The sequence below is a fragment of the Halolactibacillus sp. JCM 19043 genome, from assembly GCF_001310395.1.
Lineage (GTDB): Bacteria > Bacillota > Bacilli > Bacillales > Amphibacillaceae > Halolactibacillus > Halolactibacillus miurensis.
The window spans coordinates 1-17,321 of the sequence record NZ_BAXD01000028.1; the positions used below are offsets into that span (position 1 = coordinate 1).

Genomic DNA, 17,321 nt, shown 5'->3' on the forward strand with positions numbered 1-17,321 from the left:
GGAAATTCATTCGACACTTAAAAATATAGAGTTTCTTTAAGATATTTCGCAAAACGAATCAATCACGTTAATTTTTAAGCAACCTATGTTATAATAGCGCTTGCACAAACTAACTATTTTAGGAGATTATTTATGGATCGTTTAACGAATACAGCAATTATTTCACCGAAGAAACAGCTCTTTATGATCACTTGGCCCATTCTTATTGAAAGCTTCCTCCAAGTGATGATGCGCTTTTCTGATACGTTTATGTTAAGTTTTATTTCTGATGATGCTGTGGCAAGTATTGGCGTTGTCAATCAAATTATGATGTTTACTTTTGTCTTATTTAATTTTACCGCGATGGGTTCAGGTGTTGTTGTGTCTCAATTTGTTGGGGCCAATAACCCCGAAGGGGTTAGAAAGACGATTGCGCATGCGATTACCGTCAATCTTACTTTTGGCGTAACGATTAGCGTCCTCGTTATTTTACTTAAAGATTGGTTTTTAACCTTCTTTGATTTAGCACCTGATCTATTTGAATATGCGAATACATATATCACGATTGTTGGTCTCTTTCTCTTTGCGCAAGCGATGATTTTAACCATGTCAGCGATCCTGCAGGCAATGGGACATACAAAAGATGTGATGTTTGTCGTCATGGGGATGAACATCCTGAATGTGTTCGGTAACTATGTCTTTATTTTTGGTGCCTTAGGCTTTCCACAACTAGGTGTCCAAGGGGTTGCTCTTGCGACGGCGTCCATGCGATTTGTGGCGATGATTGTCTTATTCTTATTACTTGTCAGACGTATGCCGATTAAATTACCATTTAAAGCATTCCTTAACTTAGAAAAAGACTATATGGCAAAGATCCTACAAATTGGGGTGCCAGCTGCCGGTGAACAACTGAGCTATAATACGTCACAAATCGTCATTACGATGTTTATTACATCCCTTGGGGCAACGGCACTCGCCACACGGGTATATGCGCAAAACTTGATGTCCTTTATGGTCTTATTCCCAATGGCCATCTCTAAAGGGATGCAGATTTTTATCGGCCAACTTGTTGGGGCTGGTAAAGATGAAGAAGCTTATCACAATATGTTTATTGGCGTGCGTTACGGCTTAACCATCGCTATTACGATTGGAGGTTTTCTCGCTCTCTTCGGTGAACAAATCATGGGGATCTTCACTAGTGACACAGATGTTGTCACGTTAGGTGCGACCATACTTATGATTGGTTTATTCGTCGAACCAGGGCGAACGTCGAATATCATTATCATCAGTGCCCTCAGAGCCTCTGGTGATGCCAAGTTTCCTGTCATGATGGGGATTCTCTTTATGTGGGGGCTTGCCGTTCCAATGTCATACTTCCTCGGGATTCACTTAGGTTTTGGTCTTGTCGGTATTTGGATTGCGATGTTGATGGATGAGTGGATTCGTGCCGGGATTATGTGGTGGCGATGGCGCAGTAAACGCTGGATGGGGCGTGCGGTTGTTGAGCGTGGTCCAGACATTGTAGAAGAACTAGAAGGGTAATAGGTTTGATGATCACAATTATATTGTTGGCATTGCGCTAATCGGTTAGAACACTTTGTCCTTTTAACATTAATAAACAAAAAAAGCCCTTATAACATCAGCTTTATGCTGCTTCATGTTATAAGGGCTTTTGTCATTTCTACTTACTTTAATTTCTTAATTTCAGGCCTAGACGCGCATGATTTTTTCCTTAATAAACACCACGAATATGTTGATGGATATTTCGTTGATAGAAATCACGCAAGCGATTCAGTTCCTCATCCGTAAACGGTTTGACTTCAGTCGCACCAAGGTTATCAACTACTTGTTTTGTGTTTTTAAAGCCAGGAATAACAGTAGAAACACCTGGTTGTTGCATCACCCATTTTAATGCTGCTTGCGCCATATCGCCGCGCGCTTCCTTAATCCATGATAAATCATGGGCAAGTTCTACGCCTTTTTCAAATGGTAAACCACCAAAGGTTTCACCTACGTTAAACGCCTCCCCGTCTTTATTAAAGTTGCGATGGTCATCTTGTTCAAATTGATGATTTTTCGTAAACTTCCCTGTGAGTAACCCACTCGCAAGTGGCACGCGGGCAATGATACCGACATTCTTTTCGGCTGCTTTTGGGAAGAGTTCATCTAACGGTTTTTGACGCATCATATTAAAAATCACTTGTAAGGTGCTGACATTGTCTTGTTCGAGACAGAATAAGCCTTCTTCTACCGTTTCAACACTGACACCGTAATGTTTAATCTTGCCTTCTTTTTTCAACTCATCTAACACTTGGAATACGGCCCCTTCTTTTAAAATCTCAAAAGGTGGACAATGAATTTGATAAAGATCTAGTGACTCACGGCCGAGACGTGTGAGTGTATCTTCTAAATAGCTTCTGACCTGATTCATTTCATATGTTTTCGGGTCATGAATATCCCCTTTACGACAGAACTTCGACGCGATTTTAATCTCATTCTCTTTCCCTTTGGTTGCTGTCTTTAAGAGCTCCTCACTATGACCGTCACCATAAACATCCGCGGTATCAAAGAAGTTAACCCCTTCGTCCATTGCTTTATGTAGCGCGCGTAATGATTCCTCGTCATTGGTCTTTCCCCATGAACCCCCAATAGCCCAGGTGCCAAAACTTAATTCACTTACTTGATAACCGGTTTTACCTAATGTGTTGTATTTCATTAATTGTGCCTCCTTTAATGTGTGCGCTTACATACTATTCTAACTTAATTTGACGGCTGACGAAAGTGAAAGGACTTAAGCTGTTTTTCAAATAGTTAAAGATTCACCTACAATGAAAAACAACTACCCTATACGAGAGTAGTTGTTTTTCTGCCTTACAGCGCTATAATAAATTATTTACTTTCACTTAGGTGCTTTGACGTTTTTATTTTTTTCTAAGTGCTTTTGGTTTCTTCGGTCCAAAGTGTACCATACCAAAAATTAAGAAGAAAGCCGTAATAATACTCGAAATAATTAAGAACGTGACCGGTCCAAATTGATAAATGAGTGGCAGTGACGCTGCCGTCACAAGACCGCCACCGACAAACGGTTCGAAGAGAATCTGTTTATAACCGAACGCTTCAAGGCTGGTGTTTGATGATCTGGATCAGCAATCTTCATAAGAAGAAGACCAGTTGCTGTCATCCCAGTCGCTTGACCAAAGTCACCGAGACCGCGTTCAAACCAGTATTCTGGTATCATGCGTGGTCCAAGCTTTAAAAAGGCAAACACGTTCCATACCATCGCCACAAATGCCAGTAATAAGAATGGCACAATATTTTCACCAATCACATCGAGTGACAACGTCGCAAGCGCTGAAACGAGTAAGACATCTAAAGCAAATCCTGAAATTTTACTGATTAAATCTTGATCGATATACATATGAATATCACGTTTATCAAAGAAGAGTTGAACGAGCATCCCACCAATCATGCAAGCGGGAAAAGTGGCACATATGGGAAGAGATAGACATCGGTCCAAGCGCCCCAAGTTAAAGCTTCTAGCCCGATAAGCGCTTGTTGGATCATGTAACCTAACACGATGGAGATGGCAATGAGTGATAAGTGGAAAGCAAGAGGTTCAATCGCTTTTACTTGTTTCACTTCTGTATCTGTATCATAACCGTGACGCTCGGCAATTTGTTCACGCTCCGCATCAGTAAAGTGACTGCGTCCACCCACGTGTTGAGCAATACCTTTTTTAAAGCCAAGGTTAATAATGAAGATCCCGACAATAACCCCAACTAAAATACCAACGGTCGCAAGACCGAGCGCTAAGTCAGCTCCTTCAGAGAAACCAAGGGTATCAAACGTATCTTTCAGACCTGCGGCGGTACCGTGTCCCCCAACAAAACTAATCTCAATTAAGGCCCCAGCCAGTGGATTCATACCAAAAAACGGGGTTAATACGAGTAAGGTAAGTAAAAGACCAATCACATATTGTCCCCAAGAGACAGCTTGCCCCATAATGACTTGCGGACCGGCCATGCGCCAAATCTTTTTCACACTTGGTACAGCTTGTCCTAAAAACAAGGTCGCAAAGACGACATTAATAAACATCCCCGGTAACGTCTTCCAGACGTCTAAAATAAAACTAGGAATCAAACCGTTATAAAACATGGAGGACTCCTCTAAAAATAACGGGGTGATACGTCCAACGACATCTGGACCTAAAATCAAGGCAATAAATCCAGCGATAATCGAACTCGGTAAAAACAAATCACGTAAGGCTTTTGTGTGCAGACGGACGACTTTACCGATAATTAAAAAGACGCCAATCATTAAAAAGCTAAAACCAATCATGTTCGCTGACATAAAATTCCTCCTTCGAATAAAAAAATAGACCTGTTTAAAAAACAGTGACGATTTTATTATACGTGTACGTGTCTTAATTTCGCAAGCTTGTTAGAAAAAGTAAGATTTTTCTGATTTTACGCTGCTTTTTTGTTTTCTCTGTTGATTTTTAAAAACACTGACGTTTTTTATGCGATTTTTCAATTTTCACTAGGTATTTTTCAATTTCTAGGGTATACTTTAAAAAGTAAGCGCTTCAATATATTTGAAAAGGAGTGAACACCCATCAATACTTTACCCCATTACCTCATCTCTCATAAGACCCTCTACCTGGAACAAAGCTTTGACCTTCAATCAGAAACCATCATTGAAGAAACCCACGCTACTTATACGTGTCACCAATCGATGGTGACGATTTTAGAACAGACGTGCCTGCGTTTTGGTTCAACTGTTTCCGGACGAAAAAAATCGATGCAGAAAATTTTTAACTTGAATCAAACACCCATCTTTCCTATCTCTCCTCACCATGACCTCTACTGTTTTCAAACCCATTCCCCGCGCGCGGATCACTGCGTCTTTATTATGACGACCCACCTCACCCATTACACAGCTCAAGCTGACGGCATTACCTTTCACTTTACGTCTGGGAAGACAAAACACGTCCAGATGACAAAAGCCCGAATGGAAAAAATTATGTCACTTTTTAGTCTGTATCACCTTTATTTTAAGAATGCTCACCCACTCAGGCAGACGCTTCATGTATAACAAGTTTTATAATATAAATATAATGAAAAGGAATGAAAAAAAGTAGGTGCTATCATGAAAACAATCTTTAATTTAGTCGCTCGCTACCCTAAACAAATCTCAATAGCCTTATTGTTTATGTTGACCGAACTAGCAACTGAACTCGTCTTACCGCTCTTTATGGGAAAAATCATTGATTCCGGTATTAGAGAAGCTGACTTAGACGCCACCCTTTTTTGGGGCAGTCTAATGATTGGCATTAGTCTGTTTGCCTTTTTATCCGGTATCATCAACTCATTTTTCTCAGCCTATGTTTCTCAGCAAGTTGGGGCTGATTTACGTGAACTGGTTTACACGAAGGTCCAACAATTTTCATTTAAAAATTTAGACCGCTATCCTACCTCGACTTTGATTACCCGACTAACAAATGACGTGAATCAGCTCCAACGGTTTACCTTTATGTTAATGCGTGTTGCCACAAGAGCGCCACTTCTCGTGATTGGCAGTACGGTCATGACACTCATTATTGACGTGCGCTTATCCCTTATCTTACTTATTGCTCTTCCTCTGTTAGTCGTCTTTATGATGGTGTTAATTCGATACGGGGCCAAGTTATTCCGGCAGATTCAACGCAAACTCGACCTGGTCAATCAAGTCATGCGCGAAAATCTTTCTGGTATAAGACTGATTAAAGCTTACGGTCGTGAGACCGAAGAAGCAAACCGGTTTCATGCCCGCTCAACGGATTTAAAAAATCATACCATTTTCACGATACGCTTAATGGACTTATCTGGGCCTGTCGTTATGCTCGTGATGAACGCGGCGATTTTACTGATTCTCTTTCAAGCAAGAGACGCTATTTTAACCGATCAGCTTGCGGTAGGTGACCTCGTTGCTATCCTTAATTATACGATCCGAATGATGCAAGCGATTGGGATGCTGAACTGGATCAGTATGGCTTACACCCGTTCAAAAGCATCGGTGAACCGCATCAATGAGGTGTTAACAGAGCCCATTGATTTATCATCGGGACCCGATGTTTTAAAGACTCAAGCTGCCACTCATATTCAGTTTCAATCGGTCTTTTTCCGTTACCGTCCTGCTCTTCCTTACGCTCTTAAAGCTATTACCCTTACCATCTTACGGGGAGAACATATCGCGCTCATTGGCGCAACTGGCTCAGGTAAAACGACCTTTATGGAATTAATACCACGAGCTTATGACCCAACATCGGGTAAGGTGGCGCTCTTTAATCAAGCCTTACCAAGGTTAACGCTAGAAAGCGTCAGACAACATATCGGTTACGTCCCGCAGTCAACGCAACTGTTTAGCGGAACGGTGTTAGAAAATTTACGCTTCGGTAAGCCCGGGGCAACTATGGAAGAAGTAATCAACGCCGCAAAAGATGCGGCGATTCACGATACGATTATGACACTCAAGGACCAATACCAGACGATTCTCGGCCAACGCGGGGTTAATCTCTCCGGTGGCCAAAAACAACGTCTCGCCATTGCTCGGGCGCTTGTTAGACGTCCCGAACTCTTATTACTTGATGATGCGACGAGTGCCTTAGACCTTGCGACTGAACGTCATATTTTAACCGCCATTAAAAAACGCAATGCCACCCTCGTCATCGTGACCCAAAAAGTATCAACAATGAAACAAATGGACCGCCTTATTCTATTGGAACGAGGGCATATTGCCGCTAATGGCACACATCAACACTTACTCAACACATCTCAGCTATATCAAACGATTGCCCTATCACAACACGAGGAGGTGACACATTGAGTCCAAGACACTTACCAAAAGAACGGGTGAAAGTTGACAATCTGTGGCCCACATTACGGCGCATGTGGCACTACTTAGGTACTCGCAAGTGGACGCTAATCATTGTCTTAGCGCTTGTCATCACGAGTAGTTTACTTTCACTAATGGGGCCGTATTTACTCGGAACGCTGATTGATGATTTTCTTGACGTTGCCACTACTCGGTCATTCATGTACTCGCTTTCGTTACTCGCAAGTGTTTATCTGATTAGTATCGTCACCGGTTATGTTCAACAGTTTCTGATGATTAAACTCTCACAAGTAACGGTCTTTGAAATGCGCAGGAAGTTATTCACGCATTTACATACGTTACCACTTAAATACTTTGATGAGCATCAAGATGGGGACGTCATGAGTCGCCTAACGAACGATATCGAAAATGTCTCACAAACACTGAATACCGCGGTGATTCAAGTCTTTTCCAGTGTGCTCACGTTAGTCGGAACACTGATTGTGATGGTGACACTAAGTTTACCACTCACATTGGTCACGTTACTCATTGTGCCTGCGTTATATTTCGGAATGAAGTGGCTCACCAAACGGACACGGGTTTACTTTAAGCAACAGGCCAAAGATTTAGGCAATCTTTTCGGTTTTATTGAAGAATCGATTTCTGGCTTAGCTGTGATTAAAATCTTCTCACAAGAAGCGCATTTTCAACAACAATTCACCGAAAAGAATGAACAGCTCCGGGAATCTGGCTATAAAGCCCAAATCTATTCTGGCTTTATTCCTAAATTTATGAATATGTTAAACAATATGAGTTTTGCGGTCCTGACCTTTGTTGGTGCCTTATTAGCAATCTCACAAACCATTTCTGTCGGAATGATTGTGACCTTTACCCAGTACGCTAGACAATTCACCCGTCCATTAAATGACCTTGCCAATCAGTTCAACGGTCTCTTGTCTGCCGTCGCAGGTGCTGAGCGGGTATTTGATGTACTTGATGAACAACAAGCCTACACTCATCCAGGTAGTGCGTTATTCGATAACGTTCAAGGAGATGTTAGCTTCCAACATGTATCGTTCCGCTATCAAGATGAATGGATTCTAAGAAACATCTCACTCCATGCTAAACCGGGTGAAACCATTGCCCTCGTCGGTCCAACGGGCGCGGGTAAAACGACGATTCTGAACTTACTGATGCGCTTTTACCTACCAGATAAGGGGCGTATTTTGTTAGATGGGCATGACATTTTAAACTTATCCAACAGACAGTTAAGACGTCCGCTTGCCTTTGTCTTACAAGACCCGTATTTGTTTGAAGCGTCAATTAAAGATAACTTACTCTTTGGTAACCCAGAGGCAACAGAAGATGAGTGGCTTGAAGCAGCCAAACTTGCCAATGCGGATAGCTTTATTAGACAGTTACCCAATGGCTATGACACACGCTTACGTGAGGATGGTAAGGGGATCAGTCAAGGTGAACGTCAATTATTATCGATTGCGCGTGCGATTCTACGTGACCCGGCCGTTCTCATTCTTGATGAAGCAACGAGTAGCATCGATACAGTGACAGAAGTGAAGATTCAACAAGCCCTCCGGCGGTTAATGGCCGGTCGTACAAGTATTGTTATTGCCCACCGACTCAATACGGTTGAATCAGCGGATCGCATTTATGTCTTAAACCACGGTGAGATCATTGAATCTGGTCGTCACACAGACCTACTCGACCAAAAAGGCTTCTACTTTCAGCTCTATCAACATGGATTTAATGATGCGTAACAACGAATCATCTACCCTAAGAAAAGAATGACGCACATTCTGTTGGGACAGCGAAACCATTATACTGTTTTTATCCTTAACAAGCCGTGCTTAAACGAACAGCACGGCTTGTTTCTATTCTTCTAGACACCACTGAATTGCGGGTTCGATCATCTTATTCCAAAAGCGAAAATCATGTCCACCTGCTTCTTCGTGGTAGGTGACAGGTACGTGGCTATCCTTTAACTCATCGATGAACCGGCGGGTATGGTTGATTAACCAATCCTCCGTTCCACATGCGACAAATAGTGACGGGATGTGTGCGTTGTTTTTTTGTCGCTGCTTTAACAGATGTAAAGGATGATGCTTTGATGCTTTCACCTCACTCAGTTCACCAAAGACTAAGCGATAATAGTCACCGTTCGCCATCTGGTGGTCGCGTTCATCAAACGTTGCGACCTCATCGGTAATAAGCGCAGCGGAAAAAAGAAACACTTTTTCATACGTCCCAGGATCAGTGAGTCCTGTGAGTAAAGCGCCAAATCCTCCCATTGAAAAGCCACCGATAAACGTATCTTCTTTTCGTTTCGATAAGTGAAAGGTATCTCTCGCGTAGTTTAGTAATTCTCTGATAAACGTTTGATACTGCCGCCCTGAGGCGGTACCTTCGGTGTAAAAACTATTTTCACCACTCGGAAGGATCACACACACGTTATAGCGACTCGAAAGTTCCACGATGTCACTTTTATATAACCATTCCGTTGACGACCCGAAATACCCATGCAGCAACACCAATGTTTTCATTGGTCTGTTAAAATGCGGGTTATCCTCTTTATAATAATCCATCACATCATTCGGTAATACCATATGACACATCACGGTCCGCTCGAGGGCGCGGGAAAAATAATCAATTTGATACACAGCCATTTTCATTCTCCTCCTACTTATGGTTGATCTTTTATCAAATACGACAAACTTTCTTAGTCCTATTAAAATCACTTGCATTATAAAACAATTCCACGACTTGAAACACCATTTTTGGCAAGGTCTTTAATTTTTACATCTTTGTCTTTAACCTTTCGGTATGTTTCCGTTGCATCCTTTGATATGATGCGAGTGACGTCGCTTACATGACAAAATAATATAGAAAATGGGTGACATAGACTACTTAGACCCCTGAAGGAGGAGACAAAATGATTTCACATACGACCGCAAGACAAAAAGCCAAAGACATTGTCAGTCAGATGACACTTGAAGAAAAGATCGACCAAATTAATTTCCGCGCACCAGCAATTGAACGGCTAAATATTCCGGACTATAACTATTGGAATGAGGCGCTGCATGGTGTCGCTCGGGCTGGGGTGGCGACTGTGTTCCCGCAAGCGATCGGCCTAGCAGCGATGTTTGATGAAGACTTGATGACAGAGGTAGCTGACATCATCGCGATCGAAGGTCGGGCCAAATATAACCAATATCACGCACAAGGTGATCATGATATTTATAAAGGACTGACTTACTGGTCACCAAATATTAATATCTTCCGTGACCCGCGCTGGGGGCGTGGCCAGGAAACATACGGAGAAGATCCGTATCTTACTGCTCGCTTAGGGGCTGCTTTCATTAAAGGCTTACAGGGGGATGGACCTTATTTAAAATTAGCGGCTTGTGCCAAACACTTTGCCGTCCATAGCGGGCCAGAAGCCGATCGGCATTCATTTGATGCCGTTGTGAGTCAAAAGGACTTGTATGAAACGTACTTACCCGCCTTTGAAACAGCCGTGAAAGAAGCGGATGTTGAAAGTTTTATGGGCGCATACAACGCTGTTAACGGAACCCCTGCCGTTGTTAGTCCAACGCTTATCCAAGAGATTCTTCGTGAAGATTGGCAGTTTAAAGGGCATGTGGTGTCCGATTATGCGGCGTTAGAAGATGTGCATCTAAACCACCACTTTACAGAGACCGCCGCTGAAACAATGGCACTCGCGATGAAAGTTGGGTGTAACTTGTGTGCCGGTAATATTTCACATCACTTACATGAGGCCATTAACCAAGGACTGGTGACTGAAGAAGAAATCACGGACTCCGTCGTTGAGCTCTACACGACCAGGGTCAGACTCGGCATGTTCGCGAGTGATAACCCGTATGATCAGATTCCTTTTGAAGCAAATGACTCTGATGAACACCACGCGCGCTCACTCGCTGCGGCACAGAAATCCATCGTCTTACTGAAAAATGATCAGCTCTTACCGCTAAACAAACAAGCGTTAAGCTCGGTGGCCGTTGTTGGTCCTAACGCCGACAGCTTAGAAGCACTACGAGGAAATTATTTCGGAACCGCTTCACGTTATACAACCTTTTTACGCGGCATCCAAGACGCCTTTTTACCGACGGGACGCGTCCATTATGCTTTTGGGTGTCACCTGTATAACGACCACGCTGAATCAACCTTGTCTAGAAAACATGAACGGGAATCAGAAGCCTCATTGCCGGTCAACATTCAGATGTCATCATCGCATGTCTTGGACTTGATCCAACGATTGAAGGCGAACAAGGTGATGCAGGGAATGTGTATGGTTCAGGGGATAAAGAAACCTTGTTCTTACCGAAGGTCCAGGAGCGATTACTGACTAAACTATTAGATTTAGGAAAACCGGTCATTGCGGTAATTTCAGCAGGTTCAGCGATCAGTCTAAATGGTTTAGACAAACATCCGAACTTACAAGCGATTCTTCATACATGGTATCCCGGAAGTTTTGGCGGGAAGGCACTCGCTGAAATTCTTTTCGGTAAGGTGAGTCCGAGTGGCAAACTACCGGTCACCTTTTATCACGATACGACAAACTTACCTGACTTTAGCGACTATTCGATGAAAAAACGGACCTATCGATACTTAGAAGAAGAAGCCCTTTATCCCTTTGGCTTTGGACTTACGTACGGTAACGTCACACTCGACGATTTAACGGTAACGAAAAAACAACTGGATTCGATTGACGTCACGGTCACCGTCACTAATCACAGTGATACCGTGATTGAAGAAGTCATTCAAGTGTACGCTAAAACGGATTCTAAGTTTGAAGTGCCCGAGACAAAATTGATTGGTTTTAAACGACTCGCATTAAAAGCTGCCGCAACGGAGCGACTGACTTTAAACATCCCAATGAAGAACTTAACGGTTGTCAATGACGACGGTGAAAGGTTACTGGACGGGACAAAAGCAACAATCTATGTCAATGTTGCCTCGCCTTCAGCACGTTCTGAAGTCCTCACCGGTTGTAAGACACTGACGGACACGATTGATATAAATGAATACAATTAACACGTACAAAAAGACAATCACGACACTATGAATGAATTAAAGGAGCGACTATTTATGCCAACATTTAAAAACCCTGTCATCAAAGGCTTTGCGCCCGATCCATCGGTGTGTGCGGTCGGTGACGATTATTACTTAGCCACGTCTACTTTTGCTTATTTTCCAGGAGTCCCAATCTACCATAGTAAAGACTTAGTCAACTGGAAACAAATCGGGAATATCTTAGACCGGGAAGAACAATTACCGCTTTCAGGGGCAGCACATTCCGGCGGCATTTTTGCGCCATGTCTTCGTTATCATGATGGGACGTTTTATATGATTACAACAAATGTCACTGAAGGTGGGAACTTTGTCGTAACTGCCAAAGACCCAGCCGGTCCATGGTCAAACCCTTACTATATTGATCATGCGCCAGGGATTGATCCGAGTCTTTTCTTTGATGATGACGGGAAGTGTTACTATATTGGCACAAGACCCAACCCTGAAGGTGTCAAGTATAACGGTGACTGGGAAGTCTGGTTACAAGAACTTGACCTTACTACGATGCAGCTTAGTGGCGTGAGTACGAAGTTATGGAAAGGAGCGCTACACACAGCTATTTGGCCAGAGGCTCCCCACATATACAAAATCGATGGCTATTATTATTTACTGATTGCTGAAGGTGGCACCGGCTATAATCACGCCTGTACCGTCGCACGCAGTGAGCGAGTGGACGGGCCTTATATCGGAAATAAAAACAACCCGATTCTAACTCACCGTCATCTCGGGAAAGACTTTCCGGTTCATAATGTGGGTCATGGTGATTTTGTTCAAACGCCAGACGGTCAGTGGTACATGACGATGCTTGCGAGTCGATTATTTGATGGCTATAGTAACCTTGGCCGTGAAACGTTCTTAGCTGAAGTCGTATTTGAAGACGGCTGGCCTGTCGTAAACCCTGGCGTCGGTCGCTTGTTAGAAGAACAAACACACAAATTACCGCTTGTACCTGTCGAAGAATTGACACACTTTACATTTGAATCATTACGGCCTGAGTTTATGTTTTTACGCAACCCCGTGATGACACACTATGCGTTTAATGTAGGCGACGGCCGGTTACGGTTATATCCAACGACAGAAACAATCAAGGACCTTGCCTCACCCACTTACATTAGTGTGAAGCAACAAGCGATGGATTATCACCTCACGACACGATTAAACCTTGCCTTAACTTCTGGGTCTGAAGCGGGTCTTGCCATCTTACAAAATGAACGCTACTCGATTAGGTTAGTTGTTGTTGTTGAAGACAGTCAGACAACGATTCAAATGCTAAGCTTGATTGACGGTGAAGAAACGATCTTAAATTCTGTCCCCATTCATGGCGATGACGTCACACTTGAAATTCAAGGCGAAGGTCAACGCGTCAAAGGCCTTTGCCGAATCAATGAGGAGACAATCGTTGTGGCAGAAGATGTCGACAGTCATTACTTAAGTACCGAAGTGCTGGTGGTTTTGTCGGGTGTACGTTAGGTATTTATACGACCTCAACAAATGCACAACCAGGCCATGTTGATGCCCACTACTTATCGATGACCAAGCAGTAATCATGTAACAATGGCACACATTTAAAATAGCGTCATATCAAGTAGATATATTACTTGATATGACGCTATTCAGCTTGAAAAAATTATTAAATTAATCTCTTTAGCTGTTCATAAAAGTTTTCTCTTGTACCAGCTAATATAACAACTATTTTGGATTGGGGGTGTTCAATAATAAGGTAAGCAATTTCATAATTAACACCCTGATATCTCATATCAAAACTATAAACTTTCGACAAATCCCCTCGTTTTTGTTGACCACTATATGGATTGTGTTGAATTTTTTCTAAAGTCAGTTTATACATTTTCTTTAGTGGCTTCTCTTTTAGTTTCTTAAAGTACTTTTCTGAATGACTAGTGAAAGTTATATCGTACATTAATCATCATCCATTGAAAAAATGTCGTTAAAACTTGCTCCCTGCTTATCACCTCTTCCAATAGCTTCCGCCTCATCAATTAATGTCTCAACCGCCTGATTTATTTGATTACTTTTGTTTTTAAATGCATAAATAAGATCCGTTCCTTCATAACCTTCTGCAACGAGTTCCTTTAATATTTCTACTGAGTAATTAAATGTTTGATCTTGAACTGGCTTTAAAACTATTTGATTGTCCTCTAATACACATTCAATCTCTTGACCTAGTTGGAGTTTTTCAAAATATTTAAGCGGGATCGTAATCTGTCTTTTGTTGGACACGCGAATGATCTTCCGATCTATTTGTTTTTGATTAGCTTTTAATTGCCCCATATTACTCACTCCTATCTTTATTTCTTTGTTTCATTATATCAAAGAAACAAAGAAATAGAAACTAATTAAATGGGGCTGTATTCTCTCCAAGGATGAAAGGTACTAAAGTTACTTCAACAGACTTAATTGAAGAACAACACCTAATCAATCCTTGAAAAGCAATTGCCTGGGATTGGGTAAAAGATTTTGTTACAACAACGTTCATTCATCAAACTATCTTTTCGTTTCTGAAGAATGAGCTCTAACTGAACAATTGCCATCACACAGCGTTAACGTTTGTGCCTTCCCACTTATTCATCAAAAAATATATCCTTAATTTTTACGTTTGTTACTTCTTTTCACCGGTTTTTATCACTGTTCTGTTAGGTTTTTTAAACGACAGAGATATGCTAAAGTTTAATACGTAAGCGTTTTCAGGTGATGACTACCCCCTTTTGACTCCCCCTTCATTTTGACTCATCACCTGAAAAAAATCTCTTTTTAAGGAGGTGTCGACAGCTTAACGTTATCTAGCTGGTGTATGATCAATCATACGATTTTTTTGTTTTATATTTTATTGTTTTTTCTTCTCTTACTACTTTTCAAACATGCACGTAAAAACGAATAGGAGTGTTTACATGAAGAAACGTTTCGTCGGCTTTTTATTCATGCTTTTTTTCAGTTTATTCATTACAACAAACGTCTCAGCAGAAACAACTATTGAACAATACGCCAAAGATATGCAGCCGGGGTGGAACTTAGGGAATACGTATGATGCGGTCGTTGGTGAGGTGACAGATGAAACCGCTTGGGGCAACCCGCGCGTGACAGAACAACTCATTCAAGCTATTTCAGAAGATGGCTACAACAGTATTCGTATTCCGATTACCTTTGATGGTCGAATGAAGGATGGGGTAATTGATAAAGATTATTTAAATCGGATCAAACAAACCGTCGATTGGTCACTTGAATCTGACTTAAAAGTCATGATTAACATTCATCATGATTCTTGGCTTTGGCTGAGTGACGGCATGATGAACAATCATGATGAGACCGTCACACGCTTCCAGTTAATCTGGGAACAGTTAAGTGACACCTTTAAAGATTATCCACAAGACGTGAGCTTTGAGAGTTTAAATGAACCACAGTTCACGGTGGATTATAGTCAATCTGATGCTGATCAAAAACAACAAGCCCAGAACTACTTAGATGAACTGAATACGTTATTTATGGAGATTGTTAGAGGTAGTGGTGGCAATAATACAACCCGACCTGTCGTCATCCCCACGATGCACACAAGTTCAGAAGAACCACACGTCTCTTCTTTAAAATCATGGATAGAAGAAATGAATGATCCAAATATTATTGCCACTGTCCATTATTATAGCTATTGGCCTTTCAGTGTCAATATTGCCGGAGCAACAACCTTCAATGAAGAAGCGAAACAACATATCCATACCGAACTCGGCCGTGTCTATGATACCTTTACAGAGAGCGGCATTCCTGTCGTTGTCGGTGAATTTGGGTTACTCGGCTTTGATCAACATACTGGTACGATTCAACAAGGTGAAAAACTGAAATTCTTTGAATATGTCATCCACTACATGAGTGAACATGATCTCGTTCATATGTTGTGGGACAATGGTCAACATATCAATCGCCATGATTACACATGGTATGACAATGAATTTGAAGCCATCAATAAAGCCAGCTTTTACACACGTTCAGCTACAGCTGAAGCGGATTACTTGTACTTTAAACAAGACGAAACCGTCACTAAGCGCTCGCTCGGTTTACAGCTAAATGGACGGACGCTCTCTCGTATTCACTATAACGATACCATCGTATCAAATATGGATTATCATCTGACAGATGATACGATTACATTTACTGACGACTTTTTACAGTCAGTCGTTGACGCGTCCGCTATTGGGACAAAGGGTGTCATTACCCTTAGCTTTGATGACGGGGCTGATTGGACGATTGATTTACGCGTCTATGATACACCAACAGTTGGGACGAATAGTGATGACTACCAGACGTTCACTTTACCTGTTGATTATAACGGGGATCAACTCATGACCCTTGAAGCGGTCTATCCTGACGGGTCAGGTGCCGGTCCACAAAACTGGACGACATTTAAAGAATTTAGCTATGTCTTTTCACCAGACTATGACAACAATCAATTGGTCTTTACTTATAATGAGTGGGACGGTCATTCACGGTTATTTGATGACATCGATGACAACCGTCCAGTCACATTGAAGCTTCATTTCTTAAGTGGTGAAGTCATTGAACAAACCATCATTAAAAAAGATGAGACTGTCTCGACCTACACGATTGATGACTATGCGAACACGATGCAACCTGGATGGAACTTAGGAAACACCTATGACGCGGTTGCGGGGGAGGTAACCGATGAAACCGCTTGGGGTAATCCACGTGTCACAGAAGAGCTAATTCAATTTGTCAGTGACGCTGGCTACAAGAGTATTCGGATTCCCATTACCTTTGACGGTCGTTTAACTGATGACGATATGATTGACCCTGATTATCTCGCTCGGATTACTCAAACCGTAGATTGCGCTTTGATGCGTGATATGAAGGTGATGATGAATATCCATCACGATTCTTGGGTATGGATTGAAAATGAGATGCCACAAGACCCTGAAGCCACGCTCAAACGCTTTGAAACCATTTGGCAACAACTCGCTGAGCATTTTAAAGATTATCCGGTTGATCTTAGCTTTGAGAGCATTAATGAACCGCGCTTTAATCCTGAAGATGACTTAGCCCAAGGCTATCTCAATCAATTAAACGATGCCTTTATGCAGATTGTTAGAGGTAGTGGTGGGAATAACGCTCTTCGTCCGGTCATCATTCCAACGATGCATACCGCGATGGATGCGCACTACTTAAACGCAACCGCTGAATGGATTGACGCGCAACATGATGACCTCATCATGGCAACCGTCCATTACTATGCTTCTGGCCATTTAGTGTTAATATTGCCGGTTATACTACCTTCGAACAAGACTCGAAGCAACATGTCGAAGATTATCTTGGGAAGACACATGACATTTTCAGTGCCATTGATACGCCCGTCGTTGTAGGTG

15 protein-coding genes are annotated in these 17,321 nt (G+C 42.1%); 8 read left to right on the forward strand and 7 right to left on the reverse strand.

Annotation, left to right across the window (positions count from 1 at the left end; all coding sequences use genetic code 11):
• The first annotated feature begins 132 nt into the window (after window positions 1-132).
• A complete protein-coding gene (locus JCM19043_RS12110; RefSeq protein WP_062322837.1) occupies window positions 133-1,521 on the forward strand; it encodes an MATE family efflux transporter in 1,389 nt (462 codons plus the stop codon).
• 190 nt (window positions 1,522-1,711) lie between these two features.
• Here JCM19043_RS12110 and JCM19043_RS12115 read toward each other — a convergent pair whose 3' ends face one another.
• The 4 genes from JCM19043_RS12115 to JCM19043_RS18990 form a co-directional block, all read right to left on the reverse strand.
• The gene (locus JCM19043_RS12115) at window positions 1,712-2,695 is read right to left on the reverse strand and encodes an aldo/keto reductase (RefSeq protein WP_062322839.1); all 984 of its coding nucleotides are present in this window, start codon (window positions 2,693-2,695) and stop codon (window positions 1,712-1,714) included.
• A gap of 205 nt (window positions 2,696-2,900) precedes the next feature.
• Window positions 2,901-3,044 (reverse strand): hypothetical protein, encoded by a 144-nt coding sequence (locus JCM19043_RS18980; RefSeq protein WP_369813861.1) that lies wholly within the window; start codon window positions 3,042-3,044, stop codon window positions 2,901-2,903.
• A complete protein-coding gene (locus JCM19043_RS18985; RefSeq protein ID WP_369813862.1) occupies window positions 3,041-3,448 on the reverse strand; it encodes a hypothetical protein in 408 nt (135 codons plus the stop codon). Before JCM19043_RS18985 ends, JCM19043_RS18980 begins: the two co-directional genes overlap by 4 nt.
• The gene (locus JCM19043_RS18990; protein ID WP_369813863.1) at window positions 3,445-4,329 is read right to left on the reverse strand and encodes a sodium/glutamate symporter; all 885 of its coding nucleotides are present in this window, start codon (window positions 4,327-4,329) and stop codon (window positions 3,445-3,447) included. Before JCM19043_RS18990 ends, JCM19043_RS18985 begins: the two co-directional genes overlap by 4 nt.
• A gap of 288 nt (window positions 4,330-4,617) precedes the next feature.
• Between JCM19043_RS18990 and JCM19043_RS16085 the strand changes: the two genes are divergently transcribed.
• From JCM19043_RS16085 to JCM19043_RS12130, 3 genes are read left to right on the forward strand one after another with little or no spacing between them, the layout of a single operon-like run.
• Window positions 4,618-5,073, forward strand: coding sequence for a competence protein ComK (locus JCM19043_RS16085; protein ID WP_255349967.1), 456 nt, complete (start codon window positions 4,618-4,620; stop codon window positions 5,071-5,073).
• A gap of 54 nt (window positions 5,074-5,127) precedes the next feature.
• A complete protein-coding gene (locus JCM19043_RS12125; RefSeq protein ID WP_062322841.1) occupies window positions 5,128-6,843 on the forward strand; it encodes an ABC transporter ATP-binding protein in 1,716 nt (571 codons plus the stop codon).
• On the forward strand, window positions 6,840-8,606 hold the full coding sequence (locus tag JCM19043_RS12130) for an ABC transporter ATP-binding protein (protein ID WP_062322843.1): 1,767 nt from the start codon (window positions 6,840-6,842) through the stop codon (window positions 8,604-8,606). The genes JCM19043_RS12125 and JCM19043_RS12130 overlap by 4 nt, the downstream gene beginning before the upstream one ends.
• Before the next feature lie 114 nt (window positions 8,607-8,720).
• On the opposite strand, the gene JCM19043_RS12135 is transcribed toward JCM19043_RS12130, so the two are convergent.
• The gene (locus tag JCM19043_RS12135) at window positions 8,721-9,512 is read right to left on the reverse strand and encodes an alpha/beta hydrolase family protein (protein WP_062322845.1); all 792 of its coding nucleotides are present in this window, start codon (window positions 9,510-9,512) and stop codon (window positions 8,721-8,723) included.
• 266 nt (window positions 9,513-9,778) lie between these two features.
• Between JCM19043_RS12135 and JCM19043_RS12140 the strand changes: the two genes are divergently transcribed.
• From JCM19043_RS12140 to JCM19043_RS12145, 3 genes are read left to right on the forward strand one after another with little or no spacing between them, the layout of a single operon-like run.
• A complete protein-coding gene (locus tag JCM19043_RS12140; RefSeq protein WP_197274806.1) occupies window positions 9,779-11,212 on the forward strand; it encodes a glycoside hydrolase family 3 protein in 1,434 nt (477 codons plus the stop codon).
• Window positions 11,122-11,901: a glycoside hydrolase family 3 C-terminal domain-containing protein gene (locus JCM19043_RS18250; protein WP_255349968.1), complete on the forward strand. Its 780-nt coding sequence runs from the start codon at window positions 11,122-11,124 to the stop codon at window positions 11,899-11,901. Before JCM19043_RS12140 ends, JCM19043_RS18250 begins: the two co-directional genes overlap by 91 nt.
• Before the next feature lie 54 nt (window positions 11,902-11,955).
• On the forward strand, window positions 11,956-13,407 hold the full coding sequence (locus JCM19043_RS12145) for a glycoside hydrolase family 43 protein (RefSeq protein ID WP_231631535.1): 1,452 nt from the start codon (window positions 11,956-11,958) through the stop codon (window positions 13,405-13,407).
• Between the two features lie 160 nt (window positions 13,408-13,567).
• On the opposite strand, the gene JCM19043_RS12150 is transcribed toward JCM19043_RS12145, so the two are convergent.
• Both JCM19043_RS12150 and JCM19043_RS12155 read right to left on the reverse strand, forming a co-directional pair.
• Window positions 13,568-13,855, reverse strand: a complete 288-nt coding sequence (locus JCM19043_RS12150; protein WP_062322847.1) for a type II toxin-antitoxin system RelE/ParE family toxin — start codon at window positions 13,853-13,855, stop codon at window positions 13,568-13,570.
• Window positions 13,855-14,226 carry an AbrB/MazE/SpoVT family DNA-binding domain-containing protein gene (locus JCM19043_RS12155; protein WP_062322849.1) on the reverse strand — a complete coding sequence of 124 codons (372 nt, stop codon included), beginning with the start codon at window positions 14,224-14,226 and terminating at the stop codon, window positions 13,855-13,857. The genes JCM19043_RS12150 and JCM19043_RS12155 overlap by 1 nt, the downstream gene beginning before the upstream one ends.
• Window positions 14,227-14,843: 617 nt before the next feature.
• On the opposite strand from JCM19043_RS12155, the gene JCM19043_RS12160 reads away from it, so the two are divergent.
• Window positions 14,844-17,318, forward strand: coding sequence for a cellulase family glycosylhydrolase (locus JCM19043_RS12160; protein WP_062322851.1), 2,475 nt, complete (start codon window positions 14,844-14,846; stop codon window positions 17,316-17,318).
• The last annotated feature ends 3 nt before the right edge of the window (window positions 17,319-17,321 follow it).